The sequence below is a fragment of the Albidovulum denitrificans genome (assembly GCF_002973535.1).
Lineage (GTDB): Bacteria > Pseudomonadota > Alphaproteobacteria > Rhodobacterales > Rhodobacteraceae > Albidovulum > Albidovulum denitrificans.
Map to the genome: position 1 here is coordinate 1,083,273 of NZ_PVEP01000001.1, position 24,331 is coordinate 1,107,603.

General features: G+C 67.3%; 31 protein-coding genes and 1 tRNA gene. 10 read left to right on the forward strand and 22 right to left on the reverse strand.

What is annotated here, in order from left to right:
* Nucleotides 1-6 precede the first annotated feature (6 nt).
* Entirely contained in the window at nt 7-213 is a 207-nt protein-coding gene (locus LX70_RS05280) for a SlyX family protein (protein ID WP_105513427.1), read from the forward strand.
* Between the two features lie 34 nt (nt 214-247).
* Here LX70_RS05280 and ybgC read toward each other — a convergent pair whose 3' ends face one another.
* Nucleotides 248-649, reverse strand: a complete 402-nt coding sequence (gene ybgC / locus LX70_RS05285; RefSeq protein ID WP_105513428.1) for a tol-pal system-associated acyl-CoA thioesterase — start codon at nt 647-649, stop codon at nt 248-250.
* Between the two features lie 258 nt (nt 650-907).
* On the opposite strand from ybgC, the gene LX70_RS05290 reads away from it, so the two are divergent.
* Nucleotides 908-1,219, forward strand: coding sequence for a bactofilin family protein (locus LX70_RS05290; protein WP_105513429.1), 312 nt, complete (start codon nt 908-910; stop codon nt 1,217-1,219).
* Between the two features lie 25 nt (nt 1,220-1,244).
* On the opposite strand, the gene LX70_RS05295 is transcribed toward LX70_RS05290, so the two are convergent.
* The 5 genes from LX70_RS05295 to ruvC all read right to left on the reverse strand — a co-directional run bounded on the left by LX70_RS05295 (nt 1,245) and on the right by ruvC (nt 5,016).
* Nucleotides 1,245-1,865, reverse strand: coding sequence for a hypothetical protein (locus LX70_RS05295; protein WP_105513430.1), 621 nt, complete (start codon nt 1,863-1,865; stop codon nt 1,245-1,247).
* A gap of 69 nt (nt 1,866-1,934) precedes the next feature.
* Nucleotides 1,935-2,966: a Holliday junction branch migration DNA helicase RuvB gene (gene ruvB / locus LX70_RS05300; RefSeq protein ID WP_105513431.1), complete on the reverse strand. Its 1,032-nt coding sequence runs from the start codon at nt 2,964-2,966 to the stop codon at nt 1,935-1,937.
* The gene (locus LX70_RS05305) at nt 2,963-3,844 is read right to left on the reverse strand and encodes a GIY-YIG nuclease family protein (protein WP_105513432.1); all 882 of its coding nucleotides are present in this window, start codon (nt 3,842-3,844) and stop codon (nt 2,963-2,965) included. Before LX70_RS05305 ends, ruvB begins: the two co-directional genes overlap by 4 nt.
* 3 nt (nt 3,845-3,847) lie before the next feature.
* Nucleotides 3,848-4,516 carry a Holliday junction branch migration protein RuvA gene (gene ruvA / locus LX70_RS05310; RefSeq protein ID WP_105513433.1) on the reverse strand — a complete coding sequence of 223 codons (669 nt, stop codon included), beginning with the start codon at nt 4,514-4,516 and terminating at the stop codon, nt 3,848-3,850.
* Nucleotides 4,513-5,016: a crossover junction endodeoxyribonuclease RuvC gene (gene ruvC, locus LX70_RS05315; protein WP_105513434.1), complete on the reverse strand. Its 504-nt coding sequence runs from the start codon at nt 5,014-5,016 to the stop codon at nt 4,513-4,515. Before ruvC ends, ruvA begins: the two co-directional genes overlap by 4 nt.
* A 318-nt stretch (nt 5,017-5,334) precedes the next feature.
* On the opposite strand from ruvC, the gene LX70_RS05320 reads away from it, so the two are divergent.
* A complete protein-coding gene (locus LX70_RS05320) occupies nt 5,335-5,523 on the forward strand; it encodes a DUF1127 domain-containing protein (RefSeq protein WP_105513435.1) in 189 nt (62 codons plus the stop codon).
* Nucleotides 5,524-5,661: 138 nt separating this feature from the next.
* Here the strand turns inward: LX70_RS05320 and LX70_RS05325 are convergent, their stop codons facing one another.
* The 4 genes from LX70_RS05325 to LX70_RS05340 form a co-directional block, all read right to left on the reverse strand.
* Nucleotides 5,662-6,012: a hypothetical protein gene (locus LX70_RS05325; protein WP_105513436.1), complete on the reverse strand. Its 351-nt coding sequence runs from the start codon at nt 6,010-6,012 to the stop codon at nt 5,662-5,664.
* Between the two features lie 97 nt (nt 6,013-6,109).
* Nucleotides 6,110-6,976 carry a 50S ribosomal protein L11 methyltransferase gene (locus tag LX70_RS05330; RefSeq protein WP_105513437.1) on the reverse strand — a complete coding sequence of 289 codons (867 nt, stop codon included), beginning with the start codon at nt 6,974-6,976 and terminating at the stop codon, nt 6,110-6,112.
* Between the two features lie 50 nt (nt 6,977-7,026).
* On the reverse strand, nt 7,027-8,394 hold the full coding sequence (locus LX70_RS05335) for an MATE family efflux transporter (protein ID WP_105513438.1): 1,368 nt from the start codon (nt 8,392-8,394) through the stop codon (nt 7,027-7,029).
* Nucleotides 8,395-9,615: an MFS transporter gene (locus tag LX70_RS05340; protein ID WP_245884943.1), complete on the reverse strand. Its 1,221-nt coding sequence runs from the start codon at nt 9,613-9,615 to the stop codon at nt 8,395-8,397.
* 174 nt (nt 9,616-9,789) lie between these two features.
* Here LX70_RS05340 and LX70_RS05345 point away from each other — a divergent pair, with 174 nt between their 5' ends.
* The 3 genes from LX70_RS05345 to LX70_RS05355 all read left to right on the forward strand — a co-directional run bounded on the left by LX70_RS05345 (nt 9,790) and on the right by LX70_RS05355 (nt 12,214).
* Nucleotides 9,790-10,851, forward strand: a complete 1,062-nt coding sequence (locus LX70_RS05345; protein ID WP_105513440.1) for a YeeE/YedE family protein — start codon at nt 9,790-9,792, stop codon at nt 10,849-10,851.
* A gap of 83 nt (nt 10,852-10,934) precedes the next feature.
* Nucleotides 10,935-11,429: an RNA polymerase sigma factor gene (locus LX70_RS05350; RefSeq protein WP_105513441.1), complete on the forward strand. Its 495-nt coding sequence runs from the start codon at nt 10,935-10,937 to the stop codon at nt 11,427-11,429.
* Nucleotides 11,429-12,214, forward strand: coding sequence for an anti-sigma factor (locus LX70_RS05355; protein WP_105513442.1), 786 nt, complete (start codon nt 11,429-11,431; stop codon nt 12,212-12,214). The genes LX70_RS05350 and LX70_RS05355 overlap by 1 nt, the downstream gene beginning before the upstream one ends.
* 3 nt (nt 12,215-12,217) lie before the next feature.
* On the opposite strand, the gene LX70_RS05360 is transcribed toward LX70_RS05355, so the two are convergent.
* Nucleotides 12,218-14,413, reverse strand: a complete 2,196-nt coding sequence (locus tag LX70_RS05360) for a primosomal protein N' (RefSeq protein ID WP_105513443.1) — start codon at nt 14,411-14,413, stop codon at nt 12,218-12,220.
* A gap of 87 nt (nt 14,414-14,500) precedes the next feature.
* On the opposite strand from LX70_RS05360, the gene fsa reads away from it, so the two are divergent.
* The 4 genes from fsa to LX70_RS05380 all read left to right on the forward strand — a co-directional run bounded on the left by fsa (nt 14,501) and on the right by LX70_RS05380 (nt 17,682).
* Entirely contained in the window at nt 14,501-15,154 is a 654-nt protein-coding gene (gene fsa / locus LX70_RS05365; protein ID WP_105513444.1) for a fructose-6-phosphate aldolase, read from the forward strand.
* A 154-nt stretch (nt 15,155-15,308) separates the two neighbouring features.
* On the forward strand, nt 15,309-16,019 hold the full coding sequence (locus tag LX70_RS05370; protein ID WP_105513445.1) for a DUF484 family protein: 711 nt from the start codon (nt 15,309-15,311) through the stop codon (nt 16,017-16,019).
* A 10-nt stretch (nt 16,020-16,029) separates the two neighbouring features.
* The gene (locus LX70_RS05375; RefSeq protein WP_105513446.1) at nt 16,030-16,959 is read left to right on the forward strand and encodes a tyrosine recombinase XerC; all 930 of its coding nucleotides are present in this window, start codon (nt 16,030-16,032) and stop codon (nt 16,957-16,959) included.
* A gap of 30 nt (nt 16,960-16,989) precedes the next feature.
* On the forward strand, nt 16,990-17,682 hold the full coding sequence (locus LX70_RS05380; protein WP_105513447.1) for a CDP-alcohol phosphatidyltransferase family protein: 693 nt from the start codon (nt 16,990-16,992) through the stop codon (nt 17,680-17,682).
* 94 nt (nt 17,683-17,776) lie between these two features.
* Here LX70_RS05380 and LX70_RS05385 read toward each other — a convergent pair.
* The 11 genes from LX70_RS05385 to hisD all read right to left on the reverse strand — a co-directional run bounded on the left by LX70_RS05385 (nt 17,777) and on the right by hisD (nt 24,318).
* Nucleotides 17,777-17,852: transfer RNA gene (locus LX70_RS05385), tRNA-Phe, on the reverse strand.
* A gap of 94 nt (nt 17,853-17,946) precedes the next feature.
* A complete protein-coding gene (locus LX70_RS05390) occupies nt 17,947-18,123 on the reverse strand; it encodes a DNA gyrase inhibitor YacG (protein ID WP_105513448.1) in 177 nt (58 codons plus the stop codon).
* A gap of 3 nt (nt 18,124-18,126) precedes the next feature.
* Complete coding sequence (locus LX70_RS05395) at nt 18,127-19,170, reverse strand: ribonuclease E/G (RefSeq protein ID WP_105513449.1); 1,044 nt, start codon at nt 19,168-19,170, stop codon at nt 18,127-18,129.
* Nucleotides 19,167-19,751 carry a Maf family protein gene (locus tag LX70_RS05400; RefSeq protein WP_170076121.1) on the reverse strand — a complete coding sequence of 195 codons (585 nt, stop codon included), beginning with the start codon at nt 19,749-19,751 and terminating at the stop codon, nt 19,167-19,169. Before LX70_RS05400 ends, LX70_RS05395 begins: the two co-directional genes overlap by 4 nt.
* 1 nt (nt 19,752) lies before the next feature.
* Nucleotides 19,753-19,971 carry a translation initiation factor IF-1 gene (gene infA, locus LX70_RS05405; RefSeq protein WP_105513450.1) on the reverse strand — a complete coding sequence of 73 codons (219 nt, stop codon included), beginning with the start codon at nt 19,969-19,971 and terminating at the stop codon, nt 19,753-19,755.
* A 72-nt stretch (nt 19,972-20,043) separates the two neighbouring features.
* Nucleotides 20,044-20,949: a carbon-nitrogen hydrolase family protein gene (locus LX70_RS05410; RefSeq protein WP_105513620.1), complete on the reverse strand. Its 906-nt coding sequence runs from the start codon at nt 20,947-20,949 to the stop codon at nt 20,044-20,046.
* Nucleotides 20,950-20,984: 35 nt separating this feature from the next.
* Entirely contained in the window at nt 20,985-21,572 is a 588-nt protein-coding gene (locus LX70_RS05415; RefSeq protein ID WP_105513451.1) for a GNAT family N-acetyltransferase, read from the reverse strand.
* On the reverse strand, nt 21,569-21,967 hold the full coding sequence (locus LX70_RS05420; protein ID WP_105513452.1) for a ketosteroid isomerase-related protein: 399 nt from the start codon (nt 21,965-21,967) through the stop codon (nt 21,569-21,571). Before LX70_RS05420 ends, LX70_RS05415 begins: the two co-directional genes overlap by 4 nt.
* Nucleotides 21,968-22,064: 97 nt before the next feature.
* Nucleotides 22,065-22,526 carry an arsenate-mycothiol transferase ArsC gene (locus tag LX70_RS05425; RefSeq protein WP_105513453.1) on the reverse strand — a complete coding sequence of 154 codons (462 nt, stop codon included), beginning with the start codon at nt 22,524-22,526 and terminating at the stop codon, nt 22,065-22,067.
* Nucleotides 22,527-22,528: 2 nt separating this feature from the next.
* The gene (locus LX70_RS05430) at nt 22,529-23,008 is read right to left on the reverse strand and encodes a UPF0262 family protein (RefSeq protein WP_105513454.1); all 480 of its coding nucleotides are present in this window, start codon (nt 23,006-23,008) and stop codon (nt 22,529-22,531) included.
* On the reverse strand, nt 23,005-24,318 hold the full coding sequence (gene hisD, locus LX70_RS05435) for a histidinol dehydrogenase (protein WP_105513455.1): 1,314 nt from the start codon (nt 24,316-24,318) through the stop codon (nt 23,005-23,007). Before hisD ends, LX70_RS05430 begins: the two co-directional genes overlap by 4 nt.
* Nucleotides 24,319-24,331: the final 13 nt, after the last annotated feature.

The following is a 24,331-nucleotide window of genomic DNA, read 5'->3' on the forward strand; positions in this document are numbered from 1 at the left end:
GCGGCGATGGAAGACCGGCTGAACCGGACCGAGGAAGAGGTGGCGCATCTGCGCCGCGCGGTCGATGACCTGTCCGACATGGTCGCCCGCCAGACGCGGGAGATCGACCTGCTGACCCGCCGCGTCGCGATGCTTCTGGAACGCGCGGCAGAGGCCGAGGCCGAGGGCGGCGGAACGGTGCCGCTGGCCGATCAGAAACCGCCGCATTGGTGAGGGGACGGGGGGGAGCTTGCCGGGCGCGCCCCCCTCAATGCACCGCCGGACCAAGCTTCAACCGCAACTCCGGCGGGACGCGCGCCGCGTGGCCGGTGTCGGTCAGGCAGACCAGCGTCACATGCGCCTGAAACAGCATCTCGCCCCCGCGCAGGACGCTTTGGTCAAGCACGATCCGCGCGCCGGTGACGGCTTCGGGACGTGTGACCACGGTCAGCTCATCGTCGAATTTCGCGGGCCGCAGGTAATCCGCCTCGACCCGGCGGACGGCGAAGACGATGCCCTCTTCCGCCTTCAGGCGCCCCTGGTCGATGCCCAGCCCGCGCACCCATTCGGTCCGCGCGCGTTCGATGAATTTCAGGTAGTTGGCGTAATAGACGATCCCGGCAAGGTCGGTATCCTCGTAATAGACGCGGATCGGAAAATCGTGCTGCATCGCCCTGCCCCCTGCTCTCGCCGCGACCCGAAAGCGTTTCGGGTTTACGTTGAGAAAGTAAGTATCAGAATTCGAACGAAATAAGTTCAAATTCTGAGTCAGTGCAAACCCGAAATGCTATAGACGCGGGCCGTGACAGAGACAAGAAGGCCGCAGCGTGGGCCTTTTCCCGCCCATCGGCCAAAGTCCGCTTGTCCCGGCGCGGCCCTGTCGTGTAGCGAGAGGGAAACGAAGCACAACGCGAAGGCGGAAGCGAGCATGACGAAATCGGTCATCGAGGAAGACCTCATCATCGAGGGCAACATCGCGTCCAAGGACGGCGATATCGAGGTCAAGGGTCAGGTCAAGGGCGATGTGACGGGCGAGAACGTCTCGGTCCACACCCATGGCAACGTGACCGGCGCGATCAAGGCGACCTCGGTCCGCGTTCAGGGCCGCCACACCGGCCAGATCGAATGCACCGAACTGGCGCTGGAAAAGAACGCCGAGGTGAAGGCCGACGTGAAGGCCCAGACGCTGTCCTCGGAAAAGGGCGCGCGGCTGGTCGGCAAGGTGCAGATCACCGGCTGACCCCTTCGGGGCTGCCTTTCAGCGATCAGGCCGCGCCAAGGCGCGCGGCCAGACGCAGCGCGTGGCTTGGGTCATGCGCGACGACCGGCATGACCGGATCGTAGGCAGCGCGGATCAGCGTGCCGATCTCCGGCCTCAGGATCACCGCCTCACCCGCCCGCGCAAGGGGCGAGCGGTCGCGGAAGGCGCGGTCGGACCAAAGCAGGATCACCTGCGCCGCAAGGCTGAGCGCGATGGTCTCGGCCGGCAGGTCCGACAGGCTTTCATCCATGCGGATGAAGACGAAACAGGCCCGGATCGCGCCCGTCTCCTCAAACCGGAAATGGCGGTACTGGGTGGCGTCCTCGGCCGCAAGGCGCGCCGTCAGACCGTCCAGCCCCTCGACCAGCCGGCCCAGATCGGGGACGGCGTTCAACTCTTCCCAGTCGCGGAAGAAGAAGATCATCAGGTTTGCGCCCTGCTCGGGGTCGGTCTCCTCCATCGGGTGTCCGGCAAGGCCGGTGATCGCCCGAAGCGCGCCTTTCAGGGTGGACAGCGTCGCATCCTCGACCCCGAAGACCACCGGCACGATGGGCCGCGTCCAGCGGGCGAAAAGGTAATCACCTTCCGAACGGGTAAAAAGCGCGGCGATCTCCTCGGGCGTCATCGGGGGCGGTCCTCCGGTCGGTTGCGCCCTGGGCATAATGGCTTTGGCCCCGCGCCTCAACCCGCCGGGTCAGCCGTCGCCGAAAAGGTCCGACTGCCCCGCCGCCCTTGGCTGCGGCAGGCCCAGATGCGCCCAGGCCTTCTGCGCCAGCATCCGCCCGCGCGGCGTGCGCTGGATCAGGCCCTGCTGAAGCAGATAGGGTTCGATCACCTCTTCGATGGCATCGCGGCTTTCCGACAGCGCCGCCGCGATCGTCTCCACCCCCACCGGGCCGCCGCCGTAATTCTCGGCGATCAGGCTCAGGTAGCGCCGGTCCGCCCCGTCAAGGCCAAGGTGATCGACGCCGAGCCGCGTCAGCGCGCTGTCGGCAATCGCCCGGTCCAGCCGCCCGTTGCCCTCGACCAGCGCGAAATCCACGACCCGGCGCAGAAGCCGCCCGGCGATCCGGGGCGTCCCCCGCGCCCGCCGGGCAATTTCCAGCGTGCCTTCGGGGTCGGCGCTGATCCCCATCATCCGCGCGCCGCGGGCGACGATCCGGTCCAGTTCCGCCACGGTGTAGAATTGCAGCCGCGTCGGGATGCCGAACCGGTCACGAAGCGGCGTGGTCAGAAGGCCAAGGCGTGTCGTCGCGCCGACCAGCGTGAAGGGCTGCAACTCGATCCTGACGGTACGGGCGGCGGGGCCTTCGCCGATCACCAGATCAAGCTCGAAATCCTCCATCGCCGGGTAAAGCACCTCTTCGACGGCAGGATTGAGGCGGTGGATCTCGTCGATGAACAGCACATCGCGCGCCTCAAGGTTGGTCAGGATCGCCGCCAGATCGCCTGCGCGGGCAAGAACCGGGCCGGACGTCATGCGAAAGTTGACGCCCAACTCCTTCGACATGATCTGCGCCAGCGTGGTCTTGCCCAGACCGGGCGGGCCGTGAAACAGCGTGTGATCCATCGCCTCGCCCCGCCTGCGGGCGCTTTCGATGAAGACACGCAGGTTGGCGCGCGCCTCCTCCTGCCCGACGAAATCGGTCAGCGCCTGGGGCCGCAGGCTGCGGTCCGCATCCTCGGGCTGCGGCGCGGGGCGCAGGGTGGGATCGGGGGTGGTCATTGTCGATTCAACCCGAATTCAATCGTATGAAGCCGTTTCTTCCACTGGGTTTCGCGCGCAACGACATCTTCCATGCTCGTATCCGGCCCTAATCTCTCCAGCAGCGAAAAGCGCAAGGCGGACGTCTTGCGATGCCCCAGTTCCGCCGTCACGCCCTGTTCGCCCGAAACATGCGCCCGCCAGCGACCATAGATATTCGCTTCGCCATAGGCCGATCCGACATATCTGCCGCCATCGGTCTCGTCGAGGATAAGGTATATCCCGCGCCATTCGGAAAGCCGCGCGCGCCACGATGCAGGCAAAAGCCTGACCTCGGCAGCGCTCAAGACCAGATCGCGCCAATCGGGAACCGGTGCGGAAAAAACCGGTTCTGGAAGCAGGGCAAATATCTCGGCGTCCAACCGTTCGGCGAGCCGTGTATAGGTGCGCCCCGGCGGTGATTTGATCACCAGTCGCCCGCGCAAATCGCTCAGTTCAGGACACAGGCGGAACACGAACCGATACTGCTCCTGTCGTTCGGCGATATGCCGTGTCGGCGCGGTATCGACGGCCCCGTAATCCCGCTCAAGCTCGACAAAGCGGGGGTCGGAATAAAGCTCTGCGGTCGGAACAAGCTCCGCCGCGATCTTGCGGTAAAGGCCCGCGAACACCAAAGTCCCCGATCCGTTTGGCACGAAGCTGGCGGCATGGTCCCTGCGGCGAAGCGTCGAGGTCGCGCTGTCGGAATGAACAGACTGGTAGGCATCGAACAGGTCGGGCCGGTTTTCGACGAGCCAGGGCAAGACCTGCCGGAAGCGCGGCAGGTTGGTCTTGTGCAAGATGATCGCCACCGTCTCGGGCGCGACCCCGGCCTCCGACAATGCCGAGTTGAACAGCATCCCCTACCCCTTCGGCGCCAGAAGTTTCAGCGCCGCGCGGATCAGCGCCGGGGCTTCGGCGCCCTCATTGGCGCCTGCGGCCTCGGCGACGGCGGCGGCGGCCTCGCCCTGACCGTAGCCGAGGTTGAGAAGTGCGGAAAGCGCGTCGGCGGTGGCGGAGGCAGAGGCGGAGACCGTCGCGGCGGGGCGTCTGGCGGGTTTCGCGGCGGGTTCGATCACCTCATCCCCCGCCGCGACATCGACCGTCAGCGCGCCGCCAAGGGCCATGACCGAAGGCGCCTTGTCCTTCAGCTCCATCACCACCCGCTGCGCGAGCTTCGGCCCCACGCCCTGCGCCGCCTTGATCGCCGACCAGTCGCCGAGCGCGATCGCCCGGCCGACCCCTTCGGCGCCGAGCGTACCAAGGATCGCCATCGACGCCTTGGCGCCGACGCCCTGCACCGACATCAACAGCCGATGCCATTCCTTTTCCAGCAGCGTCGGAAAGCCGAAAAGCTGCAACAGGTCCTCCCGCACCAGCAGGTCGGTATAAAGCGCCACGGCCTCGCCCACCGGCGGCAGCGCGGCGGCGGTGCGTTGGGAGACGTGGACGATATAGCCCACGCCGCGCACGTCGATCAGGACGTGATCCATGGCGCGGTGCAGGATGACCCCGGCGATGCGGCCGATCATGCGGCCCCCTTCAGCGCGGCGGCCAGACGGCCCGCGCTTTGCAGGTGATGGGCGTGGCAGATGGCGATGGCCAGCGCGTCGGCCGCATCCGGCCCGTCAAGCTGAACACCGGGAAGCTGGTGGCGGACCATATGCGCGATCTGCGTCTTGTCGGCATGGCCAACGCCGACCACGGCCTTCTTGACCGCGTTCGGGGCGTATTCGCCAACGGCCAGCCCGGCCTGCGCGGCGGCCAGCACCGCGACACCCCGCGCCTGCCCCAGTTTCAGCGTGCCTGCGCCGTCGCGGTTGACAAAGGTCTGCTCCACCGCCGCCGCGTCGGGGCTGTGAGCGGCCAAAACCTCTCCCAGACCGGCGAAAAGCGTCAGGAGCCGCGCGGCAAGATCGCTGCCTTCGGTGCGGATGGTGCCGTTTGCGACATGGCTGAGTCGCGATCCCGCGACCTCGATCACACCCCAGCCAAGGCATCGGAGGCCCGGATCAATTCCCAAAACGCGCATCTGCTCCCTCAATCTGTTGCTTTTTTCCCACGACTAGCACGAAAAGAGAACATCCGAAAGGCGGAAAGCGGCGGTGGGATTGTTGCCGATGACGCGACATCGGCGGTCGAAATTCGCCTTCGCAGGTGCAGAAAACGACATTTTTCGCATCCGCAGAAACGGTTTTATGACAGTGACTTAACGGAAGACCGACCCATGCAGCAATTGCATGACGGCCCTGCATCGGCGTGGCTTGTGGCAACGGGGCGGCGGTTCTATCTGACGCCTCGAAAGCAGGGCGCACAGAAAACAGGCGCCTTGAAAACTGAGGAAACGGAAATGTCTGTCTATACCACGAACCGCACCGCGCAACACCACATGGGTGGCTTCTTTGGCACCATGGTTTCGGCCTTCGCCGCCTGGAACGACGCCCGCGTCACCCGCAACGCCCTGTCGCGTCTGACCGACCGCGAGCTGGACGATATCGGCCTGACCCGCGCTGACATCGACACGATCGCGACCCGCTGAGGTCGGAACCATCCGACGGCGCCCTTGGGGGCGCCGGGACGCGCGATCGCGCCAAAGGCCGTGACAGCAGATGCTGTCACGGCCTTTCTCGTTTCAGAAAAGCCCGATGACCGGCCCGGGCCGGGCCGGTCCGGGAAATCAGTTCAGGATGTCGCGGATCTTGCCGGAAATCGCCAGCGTCAGCGGATCGGCCTGAAGCACATAGGCCCCGGCCTTTTCCACCGCCGTCCCCTCGCCCAGCGCGGCCACACGTTTCTCATAAAGATCGGCGCCGATGGTCGCATGGACCGTGGATTTCAGCGCCACGACCGACATGGCGACCACCACCAGCGGCCCCAGAATGCCCACGCGGCGCGTCCTGCGGCGACGGCGGGCGTTGTAGAAGGACATGCCCAGCGTGCCTTCGGCCTCAAACCCGCCACCGGCCTGATGGATGCTGTCGATGCGGCCAAGTCGGCCGTAGAAGTTCTGCAAATTGCGATCGACCATGTCGGTGCCTCGCTGTTACCCAGTTATCACGCCCCCGGATTTGACCAGGGTGCGGTATCATTGCGGCAGGAATTTGGCGGTGGCCAGCTTTTCTCGCCTATTGGTTGCGGTGCAGAACCAATATCGTCCACTCGCCCTGTTCGTCGCGGTGACGCAAGGTAAATCCGGTTTTTTCATAGGCCGCGATCACCTCATCCGCCTGCGGGACGAGGATACCGGACAGGATCGCGATTCCTCCGGGGGCGACATGGCGGCCCATGTCGGGGGCCAAAGCGATCAGCGGAGCCTTGAGAATATTGGCAAAAACCAGATCGAAGGGCGCTGCGGCCCTCAGCGCGGGCGCGTCAAATCCCGCCGCCTCGACGCAGGTCACGCGGTCGGCGAAACCGTTGGCCGCGACATTCGCGCGCGCCACGTCCACCGCGACCGGGTCGATGTCCGAGGCCAGAACCGGATCGGGCCAGATCGCGGCGGCGGCCATGGCCAGAACCGCCGTGCCGCAACCGATATCGGCCACGTTCTTCGCCACCACGCCCTCGGCCGCCAGGCGTTCCAGCGCCAGAAGGCAGCCCTTGGTGGTGCCGTGATGGCCGGTGCCGAATGCCATCGCCGCCTCGATCAACAGCGGCACGCGGCCGCCCGGCACCTTGTCGGCGTCATGGCTGCCATAGACGAAGAAGCGCCCCGCCTCGACCGGCTGCAATTCGCGCCGGACGTGCGCGACCCAGTCGGTTTCGGGCAGTTCCGATATGGCGAATTCCGCCGCGCCGAAGGCCGCCGCCAGAAGCGACAGCGCGATCTCATCCGGGGCGTCTTCGAAATAGGCGCCAACCTCCCAACGGCCCGAGCCGTCCTCGATCTCAAAACAGCCCACACCCGCGGGGTCCAGATCCTCAAGCGCCTCGACCAGCCCTTCGGCGGGCGCGCGGGCGGGCAGCGACGTGATCGCGGTGAAGGTGGTCATCGGTCTCTCCCGGTCAGGTATCCGGCTTGGGGATTATCGCGCCGGGTCGTTCAACGCCAGCCCTTCGCGCGGTCCGGGGCAACAGGCGCGCGGGCCAGCCGCCGGATATAGCGCCACGCGAACCACGCGGCCAGACAGCCCGCCGCGACATTGGCCAGCGCATTGGCCCAAAGGACGCCCGGCGCGCCCAGCCACATCGCCCCGCTCAGCGCCAGCGGATACATCAAAAGCCCGTCGCGGAACCAGTTGCCAAGCGTCGACCAGAGCGGGCGGGCAAGGTTGTTGAACGTGGCGTTGGCGACGAAAAGCGCGCCGGTAAAGACAAAGGCACCGGCCGCGTAATGGGTGAATGTCCGCAGCACCGCCACGCCTTCGGGCGACAGGCCGAACGACCGCGCAACCGGCCCGGTGGCGGCGATCATCAGGACCCAGGTCACCATGGTGTAGACGGCGCAGAACTTCAGCGCCGCCCAATAGGCCCCCGCGACGCGGTCGATGCGCCCGGCGCCGAAGTTCTGGCCGATGATGCCGCCGATGGCGCCGGAAAGTGCGAAGATGCCCCCGAAGGCCAGGATCGTCAGCCGCATCACCACGCCCCAGCCCGCCACCGCCGCCTCACCGAACTGGGCGATTTCCCGCGTCAGGATCCAGTTGCCGAAGGGGGTGGACAGCTGCGTGACGATGGCGGGCAGCGCAATGGCGAAATAGGGACGGAAGAAGGTGGCCATATCCTCGACCGACGGCCGCGCCAGCAGGTCGTGCTTGCCGATCACGAACCAGAGGCCCGCCACCGCCATGACCGCGCGGGCGACGACGATCGAGATCCCGGCCCCGGCAACGCCCCAGCCCATCCAGACGATCATCACCGGGTCCAGCACCACCGCCACCAGCCCCGCCGTCATGGTGACCGACATCGACCGCCAGGCATCGCCCACGGCGCGCAAGATGGCCGAGGCGTTGATCCCCAGCGCGAGCAGCGGCATCGAGGGCAGCGTCAGCGCCAGGAATTGCGAGCCGAGCGTCAGCACCTCCCCCTCCGCGCCGGAGGCAAGAAGGATGGGGTCGCGGAAGACCCAGATCAGCGCCGCGAGAAGCGCCTGCAACCCGGTCGTCAGCACGATCCCCACCGTCGCGATCCGCCGCGCCCGCGCCCGTTCGCCCATGCCGATGGACCGCGACACCAGCGCCACGGCACCGATCATCATGCCGATGGCCACCGACATGACCGCGAACTGGATCGTCCCCGCGATGCCGACCGCGGCGATCATCGCCTCGACCCGAAGCTGGGAAATCCACCAAAGCGCGAGGAAGTCGACGAGGAAGGTGAACGAAAGGCCCAGCGCCCCGGAAAGCGCCATGGTCACGACATGGCGCATCAGGTTGCCGGTGACGAATTTTCCCTGCTGGGGACCGGCCATCTATTCCGCCGCGACCGGAAGGCCACGGGCAAAAATCGTCTCATACCCCGGCTCGGGGTGGCGCGGGATCATCAGCGCCAGAAGCAGCGAGACGATGGCAAAGCCCGCCGCAAGGCCAAAGACCGCGCCGGGCGACAGAACCCAGAGATAGCCCATCGCGGCGGGCAGGAAGACGGCGGCGATATGATTGATGGTGAAGGCCACGGCGGCGGTCGGCGCGATGTCGCCCGGTGCCGCGATCTTCTGGAAATAGGTCTTCAGCGCGAAGGCGAGCGAGAAGAAAAGGTGGTCGATGACGTAAAGCACCGCCGCCACCACGACGCCCCAGCCGAACCAGTAGATGCCGCCATAGGCCAGAAAGACCGCGACCAGCCCGACATATTCGAAGATCAGCGCGTTGCGTTCGCCGAACCGGCCGACGGCGCGGCCCATATAAGGCGCGGCAACCATGTTGATGAGGTAGTTGATAAGGAACAGCGCCGTCACCTCATCGACGCGAAAGCCGAAGCGTTCGACCATCATGAAGGCCGCGAAGACGACGAAGATCTGCCGTCGCGCGCCCGCCATGAATTGCAGCAGGTAGTAAAGCCAGTAGCGCTTGCGCAGCACGAAATGCTTCAGCTGCGGGTCCGGCGCCTCGAACCTCGGATAGGCGAAGGTCGCGAAAAGGACGATGGCGACGGTCAGCCCGCCCGCGGTCGCATAGACCATCTCATAGCTGAGGTCGAAGGTCTTCCACGTCAGCACGATCAGCCCATAGGCCACCATCGACGCACCCGATCCGATGGCGACGATCCAGCCGATCGTCTGCGGCGCCTTGGCCCGGTCGATCCATTGCAGTTGCAGCGACTGGTTCACCGTCTCGAAATAGTGAAACCCGATCGAGGATAGAAGCGTGATGACAAGGATGCCGCCAAGGCTGGGGAACAGCGCCGTCACCGCCGTCGCCGCCCCCAGAAGCGCCAGCGCCAGCAGCGCGAGCGTCTGTTCGCGGAACAGCCACAGCAGCACGATCACCCCGATGGCGAGAAAGCCCGGTATCTCACGCACCGTGTGAAGCCAGCCGATCTCCACCCCGGTAAAGCCCGCGGCGTCCTTGACGAAATTGTTCAGAAGCGCCGACCAGGTGGCGAAGGACAGCGGCATCGCCGCCGCCATAAGGAACAAAAGCGCCGCAGGCCGCCGCCAGCGGGGCAGCGTCTGGGCCTCTTCGATTGTCATGGTCCGCCTGCGCATGGCCTTGCCTACGCCGGAAACCGGGCCGAGGCGAGCGCTATTCGCGCCCCCGCCCCGCACAGCCGCGCCGCCCTTGTGTGCGCGGATGCATGATCTGTATCAAGGAAAACATATTCTTTATAATGCATGCGTCGAAGGCGACAGCGGAGGGAAACGCGCATGGACCTGGTTTCGATCATCGACCGGATCGGTGAGGCGCCGACGGCAGCACTTCTGGGCCTGATGACGGGCGCGGTCTTCGGTGTGGCGGCGCAACGGTCACGGTTCTGCCTGCGCGCGGCGACGGTGGAATTCGCCCGCCGGCAGCTTGGGCCACGGGTGGCGGTCTGGCTTTTGTGCTTTTCCACCGCGCTGGTCTGGGTGCAGGCGGCAGAGCTTCTGGGCTTCTTCCGGGTGGAAGAGGCGCGGATGATGGCGGTGCCGGGGTCGTGGTCCGGCGCGGTGATCGGCGGGCTGGTGTTCGGCGTCGGCATGGTGATGTCGCGCGGCTGCCCCGGACGGCTTCTGGTCCTTGCCTCCTCGGGCAACCTGCGGTCGGTCGTCTCGGGCCTGATCTTCGCCGTCGTCGCGCAGATGAGCCTGAAGGGCATCCTTGCGCCGACACGCGACCGGCTGGCCTCGCTTTCGATCACCGAGGGCGGGCAGAACCTGAACCTGATCGACTGGCTGGGCCTGCCGCGCGAAAGCGGGCTGATCCTTGGTCTTGCCATCGCGCTTCTTGCACTTGTCATCGCGCGGCGCAACCGGATCGGGGTTTCAACCCTGATCTTCGCCTCGGGCGTTGGCTTTTCGGTGGCGCTTGGCTGGATGTCGACCTACGCGCTGTCGCAGGTCAGCTTCGATCCCGTGACGGTCAGTTCCGTCACTTTTTCAGGGCCTTCCGCGACAACGCTGATGTTCTTCCTGTCGCCCGAACGCATCCTGGAATTCGATGTCGGCCTGGTGCCGGGCGTCGTGCTTGGCGCGGGCGTCTCGGCGCTGATCGGGGGCCAGTTCCGCCTTGAGGGCTTCGACGGCGAAAGCAGCATGCGCCGGTCGATGACAGGCGCGGTCCTGATGGGGTTCGGCGCGATGCTGGCGGGCGGCTGTTCCATCGGGGCGGGCGTCACCGGCGGGTCGATCTTTGTCGGCACGGCATGGCTTGCGCTTTTCTGCATGTGGCTGGGCGCGGCGGTGACCGACCTGCTGTTCGATCAAAGGGTCGAACGCGCGGCGGCCTGATCGGGCGCGCGCGGGCAAAGGACGGTGGACCATTGGCCATCGACCGTCCTAGACTGCCCCTGCCTGCGAACGGGACGAGTCGAATGGGTCTTCTGGATGAGATCGAAGCGATGGCGCCACGGCTGCGCCGCGTGGCGCTGGCGCTGACCGGCGACATGGCGGCGGCGGACGATCTGGTGGCCCATACGATCGACCGCGCGCTGACGCGGCGCCATCACCTGCGCGACGACGGCCCCATCGCGGGCTGGATGTGGCGGGCGCTGATGAAGCGGCACCGGGACTGCGACCGGCGCAAGGGCGCGCATCTGGTGCTGGTCGACGCGGGCGCGGCGGGCGCGGCAGAGGATGGCCCGGAGGCGGACATCGCGGCCCTGCGCGCGGCGGTGGCCCGGCTTCCGCTCGATGCGCGTCAGGCGCTGGCCCTGACGGCCATCGACGGGCAAGGCCTTGCCGAGGCGGCCGCGACGCTGGGCCTGGCAGAGGACGCGCTGATCGCGCGGCTGGCGCGGGCGCGCTCGGCGCTGGGCAGGCTGACAGGCCGCGCGGCGGACCCGGCCCCACGTCAGGGCAAGGCGTGATGGATGCGGCGCGGCCTGATCTTGCGGCCTTGCTGATCCGGCTGCATGCCGGGGCGCTGTCGGGGCCGGAGCGCGCGAAACTGTCCGAACGCGGCGCGAATGACCCGGACATTCGCGCCACGCTGGCGGGCTGGGCGCGGCAGGACGACCATCTGCGGGCCGCCTATGCCGGGGTGCTGGACGCCCCGCTGCCGCAGATGCTGCGAGACAGCATCGCGGCGGCGCGGCGGGATGAACGGCTGCGGCTGCGCGCGCGACTGGCGCGGCCGCTGCGGGTGGCTGCCATCCTTGTCCTTCTGGCGCTGGGGGTTCTGGCCGGGTTCGTCGCCGGGCGGCAGTCGGCCCTTCATTCCCCCGCCGGCAGTGTCGCGCGCGATGCCATCGCCGCCTATGCCACCTATGCCGCCGACGGCCTGCCGCCGGTCGAACGCCCCCTCACCGACCGCGCCGCCATCACCGCCTGGCTGAGCGACCGCCTCGGCCTGCCCGTCGCGCCCCCCGGCCTGACCAAGGCGGGGCTTCATCTGACCGGAGCGCGGGTCCTGCCCTCGGAAAACGGGCCGGTGGCCTTCCTGCTTTACGAAGACAGCGCGGGACACCGGATCGCGCTGACCATCGGGCGCACGGGGATGGATGCCGACGACACCGCCTTTCGCTTCGCGGGCCATGACGGGGTGGAGAACATCGCCTGGACCGATGGCGGGCTGACCTTCACCGTGACCGGGCAAACCAGCCAGGACGCGCTGCGCCGGATCGCCGCCGCCGTCTATGCCCAGATGGACTGAGCGTCAGTAGAAGCTTTGCGGGTCGATATCTATCGACAGGCGCAGGGTGTTCGGCGACTTCACCTGTCCCACCCAGGCGGCCAGAGCGGCCTGTAGGGGCGCGGCCTTGTCGGCCTTGACCAGAAGCCGCACCCGGTGGCGCCCGCGCACCCGCGCAATCGGCGCCGGGGCGGGGCCGAAGACCTGCGCGCCGATGCGGCGCAGGGGTGCGTCGCGCCGCGCCAGTTCGGTGCCGAAATCGAACACGGTCTGGGCATCGGGCGCCGACAGGATGATCCCGGCAAGGCGGCCATAGGGCGGCATTCCCGCCCGCTGCCGCTCTGCCGCCTCGGCGCGCCAGAACGCCTCTTCCTCGCCCGACAGGATCGCGCGGATGACGGGATGCTCGGGCTGATAGGTCTGGATCAGCGCCAGCCCCGGCCTCTCCCCCCGCCCCGCGCGGCCGGAAACCTGACGGACAAGCTGAAAGGTCCGCTCTGCCGCCCGCAGGTCCGATCCTTGCAGCCCGAGATCGGCGTCGATCACACCGACCAGCGTCAGCAAAGGAAAGTTGTGGCCCTTGGCAACGATCTGGGTGCCGATGATGATGTCCGCACCACCCCCGGCGATCTTGCCGATGGTCTCTTTCAGCGCGCGGGCGGAACTGAAAAGGTCCGAGGACAGCACCGCCAGTCGCGCGTCGGGAAAGCGGGCGGCGACCTCCTCGGCCAGCCGCTCCACCCCCGGCCCGACGGGGGCGAGCCGCCCTTCGGCCTTGCAGTTCGGGCAGGCCACCGGCACCGGCTTTGTCTCGCCGCATTGATGGCAGACCAGGCGCTTGAGGAAGCGGTGTTCGACCATCCGCGCGTCGCAATGGTCGCAGCCGATCTGGTGGCCGCAGGCGCGGCAGATGGTGACGGGTGCATAGCCACGCCGGTTGAGGAACAAAAGCGCCTGCTCCCCCCGCCCGATCCGGTCGGTCACGGCCCCGGCCAGCGTCGGGCCGATCCAGCGGTTCGCCTCAAGCTGTTCGTCGCGCATGTCGATGGCGCGCATCTCGGGCAGTTCAGCGGTGCCGAAGCGCGATGTCAGGTCGATCCGGGCATATTTGCCGCTTTCGGCATTGACCCAGGTTTCAAGGCAGGGCGTGGCCGAGGCCAGAACCACCTGCGCGTCCGTCAGCGCGGCGCGCAGGACGGCCATGTCGCGGGCATTGTAAAGAACGCCATCCTCCTGCTTGTAGGAGGTGTCGTGTTCCTCATCCACGACGATCAGGCCCAGGTCGCGGAACGGCAGGAACAGCGCCGAGCGTGCGCCGACGACCAGCCCCACGCGCCCCTCGCCCGCCATGCGCCAGAGACGGCGGCGTTCGGTCTGGGTCACGCCGGAATGCCATTCGCCGGGGCGGGCGCCAAAACGCTCCTCCACCCGCGACAGGAATTCGGACGTCAGGGCGATCTCCGGCAGCAGGACCAGCGCCTGCCGCCCCTGCCGCAGCGTCTCTGCCACCGCCTCAAGATAGACCTCGGTCTTGCCCGACCCGGTGACGCCCTTCAAAAGCGTCGTGCCATAGCGCCCGCCCGCCACGGCCCTGCGCAGGGTCTCGGCCGCCCCACTTTGATCTCCGGCCAGCGCCTTGCCCTGCAGGTCGGGGTCAAGCGCCGGATAGGGCAGATCGCGGGGGGCTTCCTCCTCGGCCACCGCGCCGATCTTGACCATACCCTTGATAACGCTGGTGGAAACGCCCGCAAGCGCGGACAGTTCCGACAGGGTAAAGGCCGCGCCGCCGTATTCGTCGAGCGTATCCAGAACCCGCCCCCGCGCATCGGTCATCCGGTCCGGCTCCGCCCAGCCCTTGCGGTAAACCTTGCGCGGCCCCGGCGGATCGGCCAGCCCCGGAGCGCGGGTCGCCAGCCGCAGCATCGCGGGCATCGGCGTCAGCGTGTAATCGGCCGCCCGCATCAGGAAACCGCGCATCGCCGCCGCCATGGGGGCGGCCTCCAGCACCCGCGTCACGGGGCGCACCTTGGCAAGGTCATAGCCCCCCTCGCCCGGCCCCCAGACCACGCCCAGAACCCGGCGCGGCCCCAGCGGCACCTCGACAAAGGCGCCCGTCCAGCAGCCCTCCTCCGGCGCGCGGTAATCCAGAGGCCGCCCCAGCGGCTCGGTCGTCAGAACCGAGATCAGCGCATTCGCGTCGAAAAAGCCCGTCTCCGTCACCCGCGCCCCCCGATCACGGGTTCCTGCCGCCCGATGTTTGCGCTAAAGAGGCGCCGAAACGAAGCCGCCATCTGAGGGAGTGCTGCCATGAAATTCTTCGTCGATACCGCCGACACCGCCGCGATCAAGGAATTGAACGACCTTGGCATGGTGGATGGCGTCACCACCAACCCCTCGCTGATCCTGAAATCGGGCCGCGACATTCTCGAGGTTACGAAAGAGATCTGCGACATGGTCTCGGGTCCCGTTTCCGCCGAAGTCGTGGCCACCGAGGCCAAACAGATGATCACCGAAGGGCTGAAGCTTGCCAAGATCGCCCCGAACATCGCGATCAAGGTGCCCTTGACCTGGGACGGCCTGACCGCCTGCAAGGCTTTCGCATCCGAAGGCCACAAGGTCAACGTCACGCTCTGCTTCTCGCCCGCGCAGGCGATCCTTGCGGCGAAGGCCGGGGCCAGCTTCATCTCGCCCTTCATCGGGCGTCTGGACGACATCCATCTCGACGGGGTGGACCTGATCCACGACATCCGCACCATCTATGACAATTACGACTACCGGACAGAGATTCTCGCCGCCTCGATCCGCACGGTGAACCATGTGATCGACTGCGCCAAGATCGGCGCCGACGTCATCACCGCGCCCCCCGCCGTCATCAAGGCGATGGCGAACCACGTCCTGACCGACAAGGGCCTTGACCAGTTCCTGAAGGACTGGGCCAAGACCGGCCAGAAGATCGTCTGACCTGAGGGCGCCGGCGGCGGGCCGGAATGGGCGGTTGAGGGAGTCCTTCCTGCAACGCCTGCCCCGGCCCGTTGCCGCATCTGCGAAAAAACGCAAGCCTTCCCGGCCCTGCACGGTTAGGATCGCGGCAAACACCGCATAAGAAGAGACAGGCATGGCAGATACGGCGAGCATCGCGGCAGACCTCAGGGACAGGCTGATCGCGGAACCCGAAGTTATCCTTGAAGACCGCGACCTGATGCGCGCGCTGATCGCGGCGAACGAACGCGCGATGGGCGCCAATATCGTCGATCTGCGCGGCATCGCGATGGAACGGCTTGAGGCGCGGCTGGACCGGCTGGAGGATACCCACCGGTCGGTGATCGCGGCGGCCTATGAAAACCTCGCCGGGACCAACCAGATCCACCGCGCGATCCTGCGCATGCTCGACCCGACCGCGTTCGAGGAGTTCCTGAAGAACCTCGGCGGCGACGTGGCGCAGATCCTGCGCGTCGATTGCGTGCGGTTGGTGCTGGAAACCGTGCAAGAGGACCGCGACCCCTCGCTTGAGCGTGTGGGTGAGGTGCTTTGCGTCCGTGACCCCGGTTTCGTTGACGACTACCTGGCCGGGGGCCGCGGCGCGCCGGAACGGCAGGTGGTGCTGCGTCAGATCCATTCCGATGACGGCAGCTCCATCTACGGCGAGGCGGGCGCCTATATCCGGTCGGAGGCGGCGCTGCGGCTTGACCTCGGCAATGGACGGTTGCCGGGGATGCTGGCGCTGGGGGCGGAGGACCCGCACCAGTTCCGCGCCAATCACGGCACCGATCTTCTGGCCTTCCTCGGCGGCGTCTTCGAAAGGGCGATGCGCCGCTGGCTGGCCTGAGCGGGGCGATATGAGCCTCGCCCTCTCCCCCGCGCTGCGCGACGCCTTGGCCCGGTGGCTGGATCACCTCGCCGCGCTGGAGGGTGCGTCGGCGCAGACGATCCGCGCCTATCGCACCGACGTGACGGGCTTTCTGGCCTTCCTTGCCGAACATACCAGCGACAGCATCGGCCCGGCGCGGCTGGCGCGGGTGACGCAATCGGACATGCGCGGCTGGATGGCGCATGAACGGGCGCGCGGGGTGGCATCACGGTCGCTAGCCCGCAGCCTGTCGGCGGTGAAGGGGTTCGCCCGCTGGCTGGCCGAGCGCGACGGCTTTGACCCGACCGCGATCCTGGCCGCGCGCAGCCCGAAATACCAGCGCAAGCTGCCCCGCCCGCTCTCCGAACCCGCCGCGAAAGAGGTCATCGGCCTGATGGGCAGCCTGCCACGCGAAGACTGGGTGGCCGCCCGCGACGCGGCCGTGGTGACGCTGCTTTACGGCTGCGGGCTGCGCATCTCCGAAGCGCTTTCCCTGACCGGCGCCGATGCCCCCCTGCCCGAGGTGCTGCGCATTCGCGGCAAGGGCGGGAAGGAGCGCGTCGTCCCGGTCCTGCCCGCCGCCCGCGCGGCGGTCGCGGAATACCTGCACCTTTGCCCCTTCCCGATCTCCGATGAGCCGGACGAAGCGCTGTTCCGCGGCACCCGTGGCGGGCCGCTGAACCCGCGCCTGATCGCGGGCGCGATGGCACAGGCGCGGGGCGCGCTTGGCCTGCCTGCGACGGCCACGCCCCACGCGCTGCGCCACAGCTTCGCAACCCACCTTCTGGCGGCCGGCGGCGACCTGCGCGCGATCCAGGACCTGCTTGGCCATGCCTCGCTTTCCACCACCCAGGCCTATACGGCGGTGGATGCCAGCCGCCTTATGGAGATATACGAGAAAGCGCATCCCCGCGCCTGAAGGGGAATCGCGCGTTCAGAAAGGTATCCGATGTCGGCACGGCTCAAGGCACTTTACGTCCATCTCTTCACCGCGACCGGCGCGGTTCTCTCGATGCTCGCCATGCTGGCGGCAGCGGAGGAAGAGTGGAGCATGATGCTCCTCTGGCTGGTGGTCGCGCTGATCGTGGACGGTATCGACGGCCCCCTGGCGCGCCACTACGACGTCAAGACCAACTGGCCAACCTATGACGGGGTGCTTCTCGACCTCATCATCGACTACCTGACCTATGTGTTCATCCCGGCCTTCGCGCTCTTTCAGTCGGGCCTCTTGCCGGGCTGGACCGGGTGGTGCGCGATCATCGTCATCACCTATGCGAGCGTCATCTATTTCGTCGACACACGCATGAAGACAAAGGACAATTCCTTCGCGGGATTTCCGGCCTGCTGGAACATGGTGGTGATCGTCCTGTTCGCGCTGCACCCGAATTTCTACCTGATGCTGGCGATCATCATGGTGCTTGCCGCCTCGATGTTCACCAACCTGAAATTCATCCACCCGGTCCGCACCGAACGCTGGCGCTGGCTGTCGCTGCCGGTGGCGCTGGCCTGGATCGCCTTCGCCGCCCGCGCCGCCTGGGTCGATTTCGCGCCGGGCGAGATCGCGCACTGGGGCCTTGCGATCACCTCGCTCTACCTGCTGCTGGCCGGGGTGGTGCAACAGATGGTACCCGCGCGGGGGTGAAGGGGGCAGAACCCCCAGACTCTGCGCCACAGCGAAAAATACGCCAGAAGCGATTTGAGGCACGCCGGGCTTCAGATGTGCGCAGGGAAAGTAGTGGTGCCCAGAGCCGGAATCGAACCAGCGACACGCGGATTTTCAATCCGCTGCTCTACCAACTGAGCTATCTGGGCACCGGGGACGTTACCGTCCGGTTTCGGGTGTTTAGGCGAGGTGGGCGGGGCTGTCCAGAGGGTTTTTGCGGATTGTGGCGGCCCGCCGCCCGGCTCAGTGCGGCCTGGCCCCGGCGGCGCCGAAATCGGCCTCGTCGGGGTCGTCCTCTTCCTCGGCGGGGATCGCATAGGCGCCCGTCAGCCAGCGGCCGAGGTCGATATCGGCGCAGCGCTTGGAACAGAAGGGCCGGTATTTCGGGTCCGTCTCTTTCTGGCAGATCGGACAGGCCATGGCTTATCCCCCCAGGATCTGACGCAAGGGCAGCCGGTCGCGCTTGCGCTGAAGCTCATAGTTGCCAAGCGGCGTCCAGCCCGCAAGGCTCGTCTCATTCGCCTCGCCGCGGAAGGCCGCGCGAAGCTGTTGTTCCAGCGCGGCGCGGTCTCGTTTGGGCATCGGCGCGAAATCGACCGTCACCTGCCCGCCCAGCCCGCGCAGGCGCAACTGGCGTGGCAGGTCGCGGGCGGCGGCGATATTGGCCTTGAGGCTGGCGGCGGGCGAGGTGTCGTTGCCGGTATTCACATCGACCGCGATCAGCGCGCGGGTCGGTTCGATCGCCATGTGGCCGCCACCGGGAAGGGCGGCGGAAGGCGACAGAAGCGCGTCGATCATCTCCTCGACACCGTGGCGGGCTAAGGCGTCCTCACCTTGCGCGACGTCGTCCGGCGCAGGCTCCATCCAGTCGCTCAGCGCCTGGTCATGCGGGCCGGGCGGATCGAGAAGCAGTTCGGGCGCGCCGTCGGCATCGTCCAGGATCGCCTCGGCCAGACCGCGCATCTGGGCGATGTCGGCGGCGATGTCGTCGTCGTCCGCGGCCCCGGCGGCAGAGCGGATCACAAGGCCGAAGGGCGACCCTTCCATCCCCGCGCCCGCCAGCGCAGCCAGCCTCTCACGCCCCTCGGCATCCTTGATCCGGCGCGAGATGTTCTGCCCCGGCGCGAAGGGCGTCACGATGGCCAGCCGCCCCTTGAACATAAGCCGCGTGGTCACCGGCAGCGCCTTGCCGGGTTCGGCATGGCCCGAGACCTGCACCAGAACCGCCTGCCCCGGTCGCAGCCCGCCGGTTTCGCGCAGGAACCCCTTCGCGCCATCTGGCAGGCGCAGGAACACGCCGCCCTGCCCCTTCATCTGCCGGTCCACCGTCCCGCGCAGGATGGCACCCGGCGCGAAGGGGGCGGTGTCGCCCGCATCGACCAACAGGTCCTGCAAGACGCCGTCCACGATCAGCGCGGCGGCCTCGCGCCCCTGATGCTGGCCAATAACGACCACCCGCCCCTTCATTCCGCGCCCCCGTAAACTATCACGCCCGCTGCCTGCAACAGCTGCGCCGTCTCGGCCACAGGCAGACCGACAACCCCGGTGAAAGAGCCCTGAATCCACGGGATGAACGCGCCGAAAGCGCCCTGAATGCCATAGCCACCCGCCTTGCCGCGCCATTCGTCGCTGGCCAGATAGGCGTTCACCTCAACATCCGACAGCGCCTTGACCTTGACGGTGGTTTCAACCTCCCGCTCCCAGATCCGGTCGCCCCGCTTCACCGCGACGGCGGTGATCACGCGGTGGCGGCGGCCGGAGAGTTTCAGAAGGAATGCCGCCGCCTCACCGGCATCGGCGGGCTTGCCAAGGATGCGACGGCCCAGCGCCACCGTGGTATCGGCGCAGAGGACCACCTCATCGGCGGTCGCCGGAACCGCCGCCACCTTCTCGCGCGCCATGCGGGCGCAATAGGGGCGCGGCAACTCGCCCGGACGGGGGTCTTCGTCGATATCGGGCGCACGAATATCGTCCGGCACAAGGCCAAGCTGCGCCAGAAGCTCTTTCCGGCGCGGGCTGGCCGAGCCGAGGATCAGGCGCGGGCGCACCTTACTTGAAGCGGTAGTTGATCCGCCCCTTGGTCAGGTCATAGGGCGTCATCGTCACCTGAACCTTGTCGCCGGCAAGAACGCGGATGCGGTTCTTGCGCATCTTTCCTGCCATCGTCGCGATGATCTCATGGCCGTTTTCGAGCTCGACCCGGAATGTCGCGTTTGGCAGGAGTTCCTTCACGACGCCCGGAAATTCGAGTCCTTCTTCCTTGGCCATGGTCACTCCATTATTGATCCGTCCCCGCCGCCGGGCGGGGCGCGCAGTACATGCGCCCGAAAGCCGGGGATTTCAAGCCTTAACTACGCCCGCCCCCAGACGGGTGATGCGCGAAAGCTGCGCCTCCTGTTCCGGCCAGTGGCGGAAATTCAGCACGACACCATCGGCGCGGACATCGGCCACGGCGGCGGTGGAGACATCGGCATAGACCCAGCCCGCCTCGCCCAGCCCGCCCTCGGCGAAGATGCCGGTCGGGGGGAAGCCACGGTCGGGCGGCCCGTAGATCGACGCGCGGCCGGTGTTTTCCTCCATCCCGGCGCACCAGGGCGCGGGGCCGACGACGGGGGCGTGGACGGCGATCATCTGCCCTTCCAGCGCACGCGCCATGGCGCCGACGCGCACGCGGGTGAACCCCGCCAGCGCTTCGGTCGCCGAGGGGACCAGCAGGATCTCCACCCCCGCCTCCGCCAGTACCCGGCCCAGAAGCGGAAACTCGCTGTCGTAGCAGATCAGGACGCCGATCCGGCCAAGGTCCGTGTCGAAGACCGACAGGCCGTCGCCCGCGACCACGTCCCAGTCCTCCCGCTCGAACCGGGTCATCATCGCCTTGTCCTGATGGCCGAGAAGGCCCTTCGGGCCGATCAGGCTGGCACGGTTGACCGGGCGTCCCCCGGCATGGGGCGCGTCATAGGCCGGGCCAGAGCCCGTCAGGATATGAACGCCATGCTCTGCCGCGAGCCGCGCATGCAGGTCCAGAACCGCCGCGCGGTGGCTGTCCACCTCGCGCAGCGCGCCTTCCAGATCGCGCGCGACCGCCTCACCGCCGAGCGAGGCAAGCTCCATCCCGCCATATTCGGGGAAAACCAGAAGCCTTGCCCCCTGCCCGGCCGCCTCGGCGACCCAGCGGGCGATCTTCGCCTCATAGGCGGCGAATGTGTCGAACCAGTCCAGCGGATAGGCGGCGGCGGCGATCCTGATCGTCTTTGTCATCGGGCGTTCCCTTTCGGCGGGCGTTACAGCTCACGCATCCAGAATTGCATCGTCTTGGCGGTCGGCGCATCCTCCCCCACATCCTTCCAGACATAGTCGGCGGTGACCCCGTCCAGCGGCCGGTAGCCCCGCTTGCGCCAGAACCCGTCGAGCGGACGGTAGTTTGCCGGGTGCAACGGGTGGCTATCCGGCCGCAGGACGCGGCAAAAGACCGAATAGCGGCGGCCGAGGGCGCGGGCATGTCCCTCCCGCGCGTCGAAAAAGGCATGGCCGATCCCCTGACCGCGATAGTCGGGCAGCAGCACGGATTCGGCGCAATAGAAGATCTGCTCCAGATCGAAGCCCGACCCTTCGAAGGCGGCGCCGAATTCCTCGCCGTGATCCTCCATCGGCGTGCCGGTCGCGGCGCCGATCAGCCGGTCGCCGTCGAAGGCGCCGACAACCACCGCCCCGGCACTGTCCCGATAGGTGGCAAGATAGCCCCTCTCATAGTCCAGGTCGCCGTCGTAAAGGTAAGGCCAGTCGCGAAAGACCGCGATCCGCAGCGCCGCCACGTCCCCCAGCACCGCATCCAGCGCGGCGCCGGTCAGGCTGCGCACCGCGACCGTCACGCGGAAACCTGCGCTATCCAGTCGTTGAGGTTGTAATAGGTCGTCACCCGCGTGATCTTGCCATCCTTGAGGGTGAAGAACCCGCCCGCCGGCAGGACATAGGTTTGCCCACGCGCCTCGGGCAGGCCGGGGTCGGTCTTCAGATAGGTGCCGTTCACGGTGAATTCGGCCGCGCCCCGTGTCCCTGCATCGTTGGAAAAGACCACCATGTCGGTCAGGTGTTCCTTGTAGGTCTCGCTCATATGGCGGCAGAAATCGGCGAAGGCCGCTTTGCCAAGCCGGGTCGCGCCTTCGTTGACGTTATGGGCGAAATCCTCATGCAACGTGTCCAGCATCGCGTCGAGATCACCCCGGTTGAAGGCGTCGTAATAGGCTTCGATCGTGGCGCGGGTCATCGGGGTCTCCAGTATTGCGGGCAAGGGGAAGATAGGCATGGCGCCGCAGGATGCCCAGCCCCTTCGCGGCACTCTGCGCGCCCTTTGCGGCAAGGGGTCAGCCGTCCGCCTCGGGCGGGCCGAAACGCTCGATCATCCGGGCCCTGATCTGGTCGCGGGTCTGGCGATAGGCGGCCAGCTTCGCCTCGCGCGTCTCACCGATGCCGGTCGGGTCCATGACCGGCCAGTATTCGACATCGAGATGAAAAAAGCGCGTGAATTCAAGGGCCTGCCGCTGGCTGGCGGGCGACAGGGCGACGACAAGGTCAAAGCCCGACAGATCGTCGCCCCATTGCTGCATCTCCTCGAAGGACCGCGAGCGGTGGCGCGACAGTTCGATCCCAAGCTCCTTGCAGGCGGCGATGGCGAAACCGTCGATCTCCATGTCGTTCTTGACGCCCGCGGACTGCACATAGGCGCGCTGACCGTAGAGCTGTTTCATCAGCCCCTCTGCCATCGGCGAACGGACGGCATTGTGATCGCAGCAGAACAGCACCGATTGCGGAAGCCCCCCTGCCAAGATCAGCCCCCGAAATGCAAAACGCAGATCAGCGTGAAAAGCCGCCGCGCCGTGTCGCTGTCCAGATCGGCCTTGCCTTCCAGCCGTTCCCGCAAGACCCGCGCGCCTTCGTTGTGGATGCCGCGCCGGGCCATGTCGATGGCCTCGATCTGGCTGGGCGGCAGGCGTTTGACGGCGTCGAAATAGCTTTCGCAGATCTGGAAATAATCCTTCACCACCTGCCGGAAGGGCGACAGCGACAGGTGGAACTCTGCCACCTTCTCCCCCGCCTCCGATCCGATGTCGAAGACCAGCCGCCGGTCCCGGATCGCCAGCGCAAGGCGAAACGGCCCCTCGGGCGCCACGCCGTCGCCGCGCGCGGGAAGGTCAAAGCTGTTATCCTCCAGCAGGTCGAAGACGGCGACCTTGCGCTCCTGCTCGATCTCCGCCGTGGGGGCCGGCAGGCCGGTATCGTCGATCTCGATATGACAGATACGGCTCATTGCCCGCCCTCCCGGTTCAGGCGGTCAAGCCGCGCGCGCACCGACAACCCGTGCGCCTGAAGGCTTTCGGACTTGGCAAGCCGCTCCGCCGCCGGGCCGATGGCCGCCAGCGCCTCGGGCGTCATGCGCGCAATCGTCGTCCGCTTCAGAAAATCCATCACACTCAGCCCGCTGGAAAACCGCGCCGACCGTGCCGTGGGCAGGACATGGTTCGGCCCGCCCACGTAATCGCCGATCGCCTCGGGTGTCCAGTGGCCAAGGAAGATCGCCCCGGCATGGGTGATCTGCTCCGCCAGCGCCTCGGGGTCGGCCACGCAAAGCTCCAGATGCTCCGGCGCGACGCGGTTCGAGAGCATCGCCGCCTCATCCAGATCGCGGGTCACGATGACGGCGCCGAAATCGCGCCAGCTTGCGCCCGCGATGGCGCGGCGGTCCAGCGTTTGCAGCCGCGCCTCGACCGCCGCGACGACCGCCTGCGCCAGCCCTGCATCGTCGGTCACAAGGATCGCCTGCGCGCTTTCGTCATGCTCCGCCTGGCTAAGCAGGTCGAGCGCGATCCAGTCGGGATCGTTGTCGCGGTCGGCAATGACGAGAATCTCCGACGGCCCGGCGATCATGTCGATGCCGACGCGGCCGAAGACCCGGCGCTTGGCGGCGGCGACATAGGCGTTGCCCGGCCCGGTGATCTTGTCCACCGGCCGGATCGTCGCCGTCCCGTAGGCCAAGGCCGCAATCGCCTGCGCGCCGCCGATGCGATAGACCGTGTCCACACCCGCAAGCCTTGCGGCCAGGAGCACCAGCGGATTGACCGCCCCGCCCGGCGTCGGACAGGCGACGACCAGCCGTTCCACCCCCGCCACCTTGGCCGGGATCGCGTTCATCAGGACCGAGGACGGGTAGGACGCCAAGCCCCCCGGCACATAAAGCCCCGCCGCCGAGACCGGCGTCCAGCGCCAGCCGAGCGAGGCGCCCGCCCCGTCCGTCCAGCGCTGATCGTCCGGCATCTGGCGTTCGTGATAGGCGCGGATGCGGGCGGCGGCCAGTTCCAGCGCCGCGCGATCCTCGGGCGAGACCTTGTCGCATTCCGCCGCGATCTCTCCCGCCGAAAAGGCCATGCTTTCCGGCGTCAGGGACAGCCGGTCGAAGCGTTCGGTCAGTTCGATCACCGCCGCATCGCCACGTTCGCGGACATCGGCAATGATCCCCGCCACCACCGCGTCGACATCGGGCGCATCCTCGCGCTTCATGGTCAAGAGCGCGGCAAAGGCGGCGTCGAAATCCGGGTCGGTCGTGGTCAGGAATTGCGGCATGGCTTACCCCTTG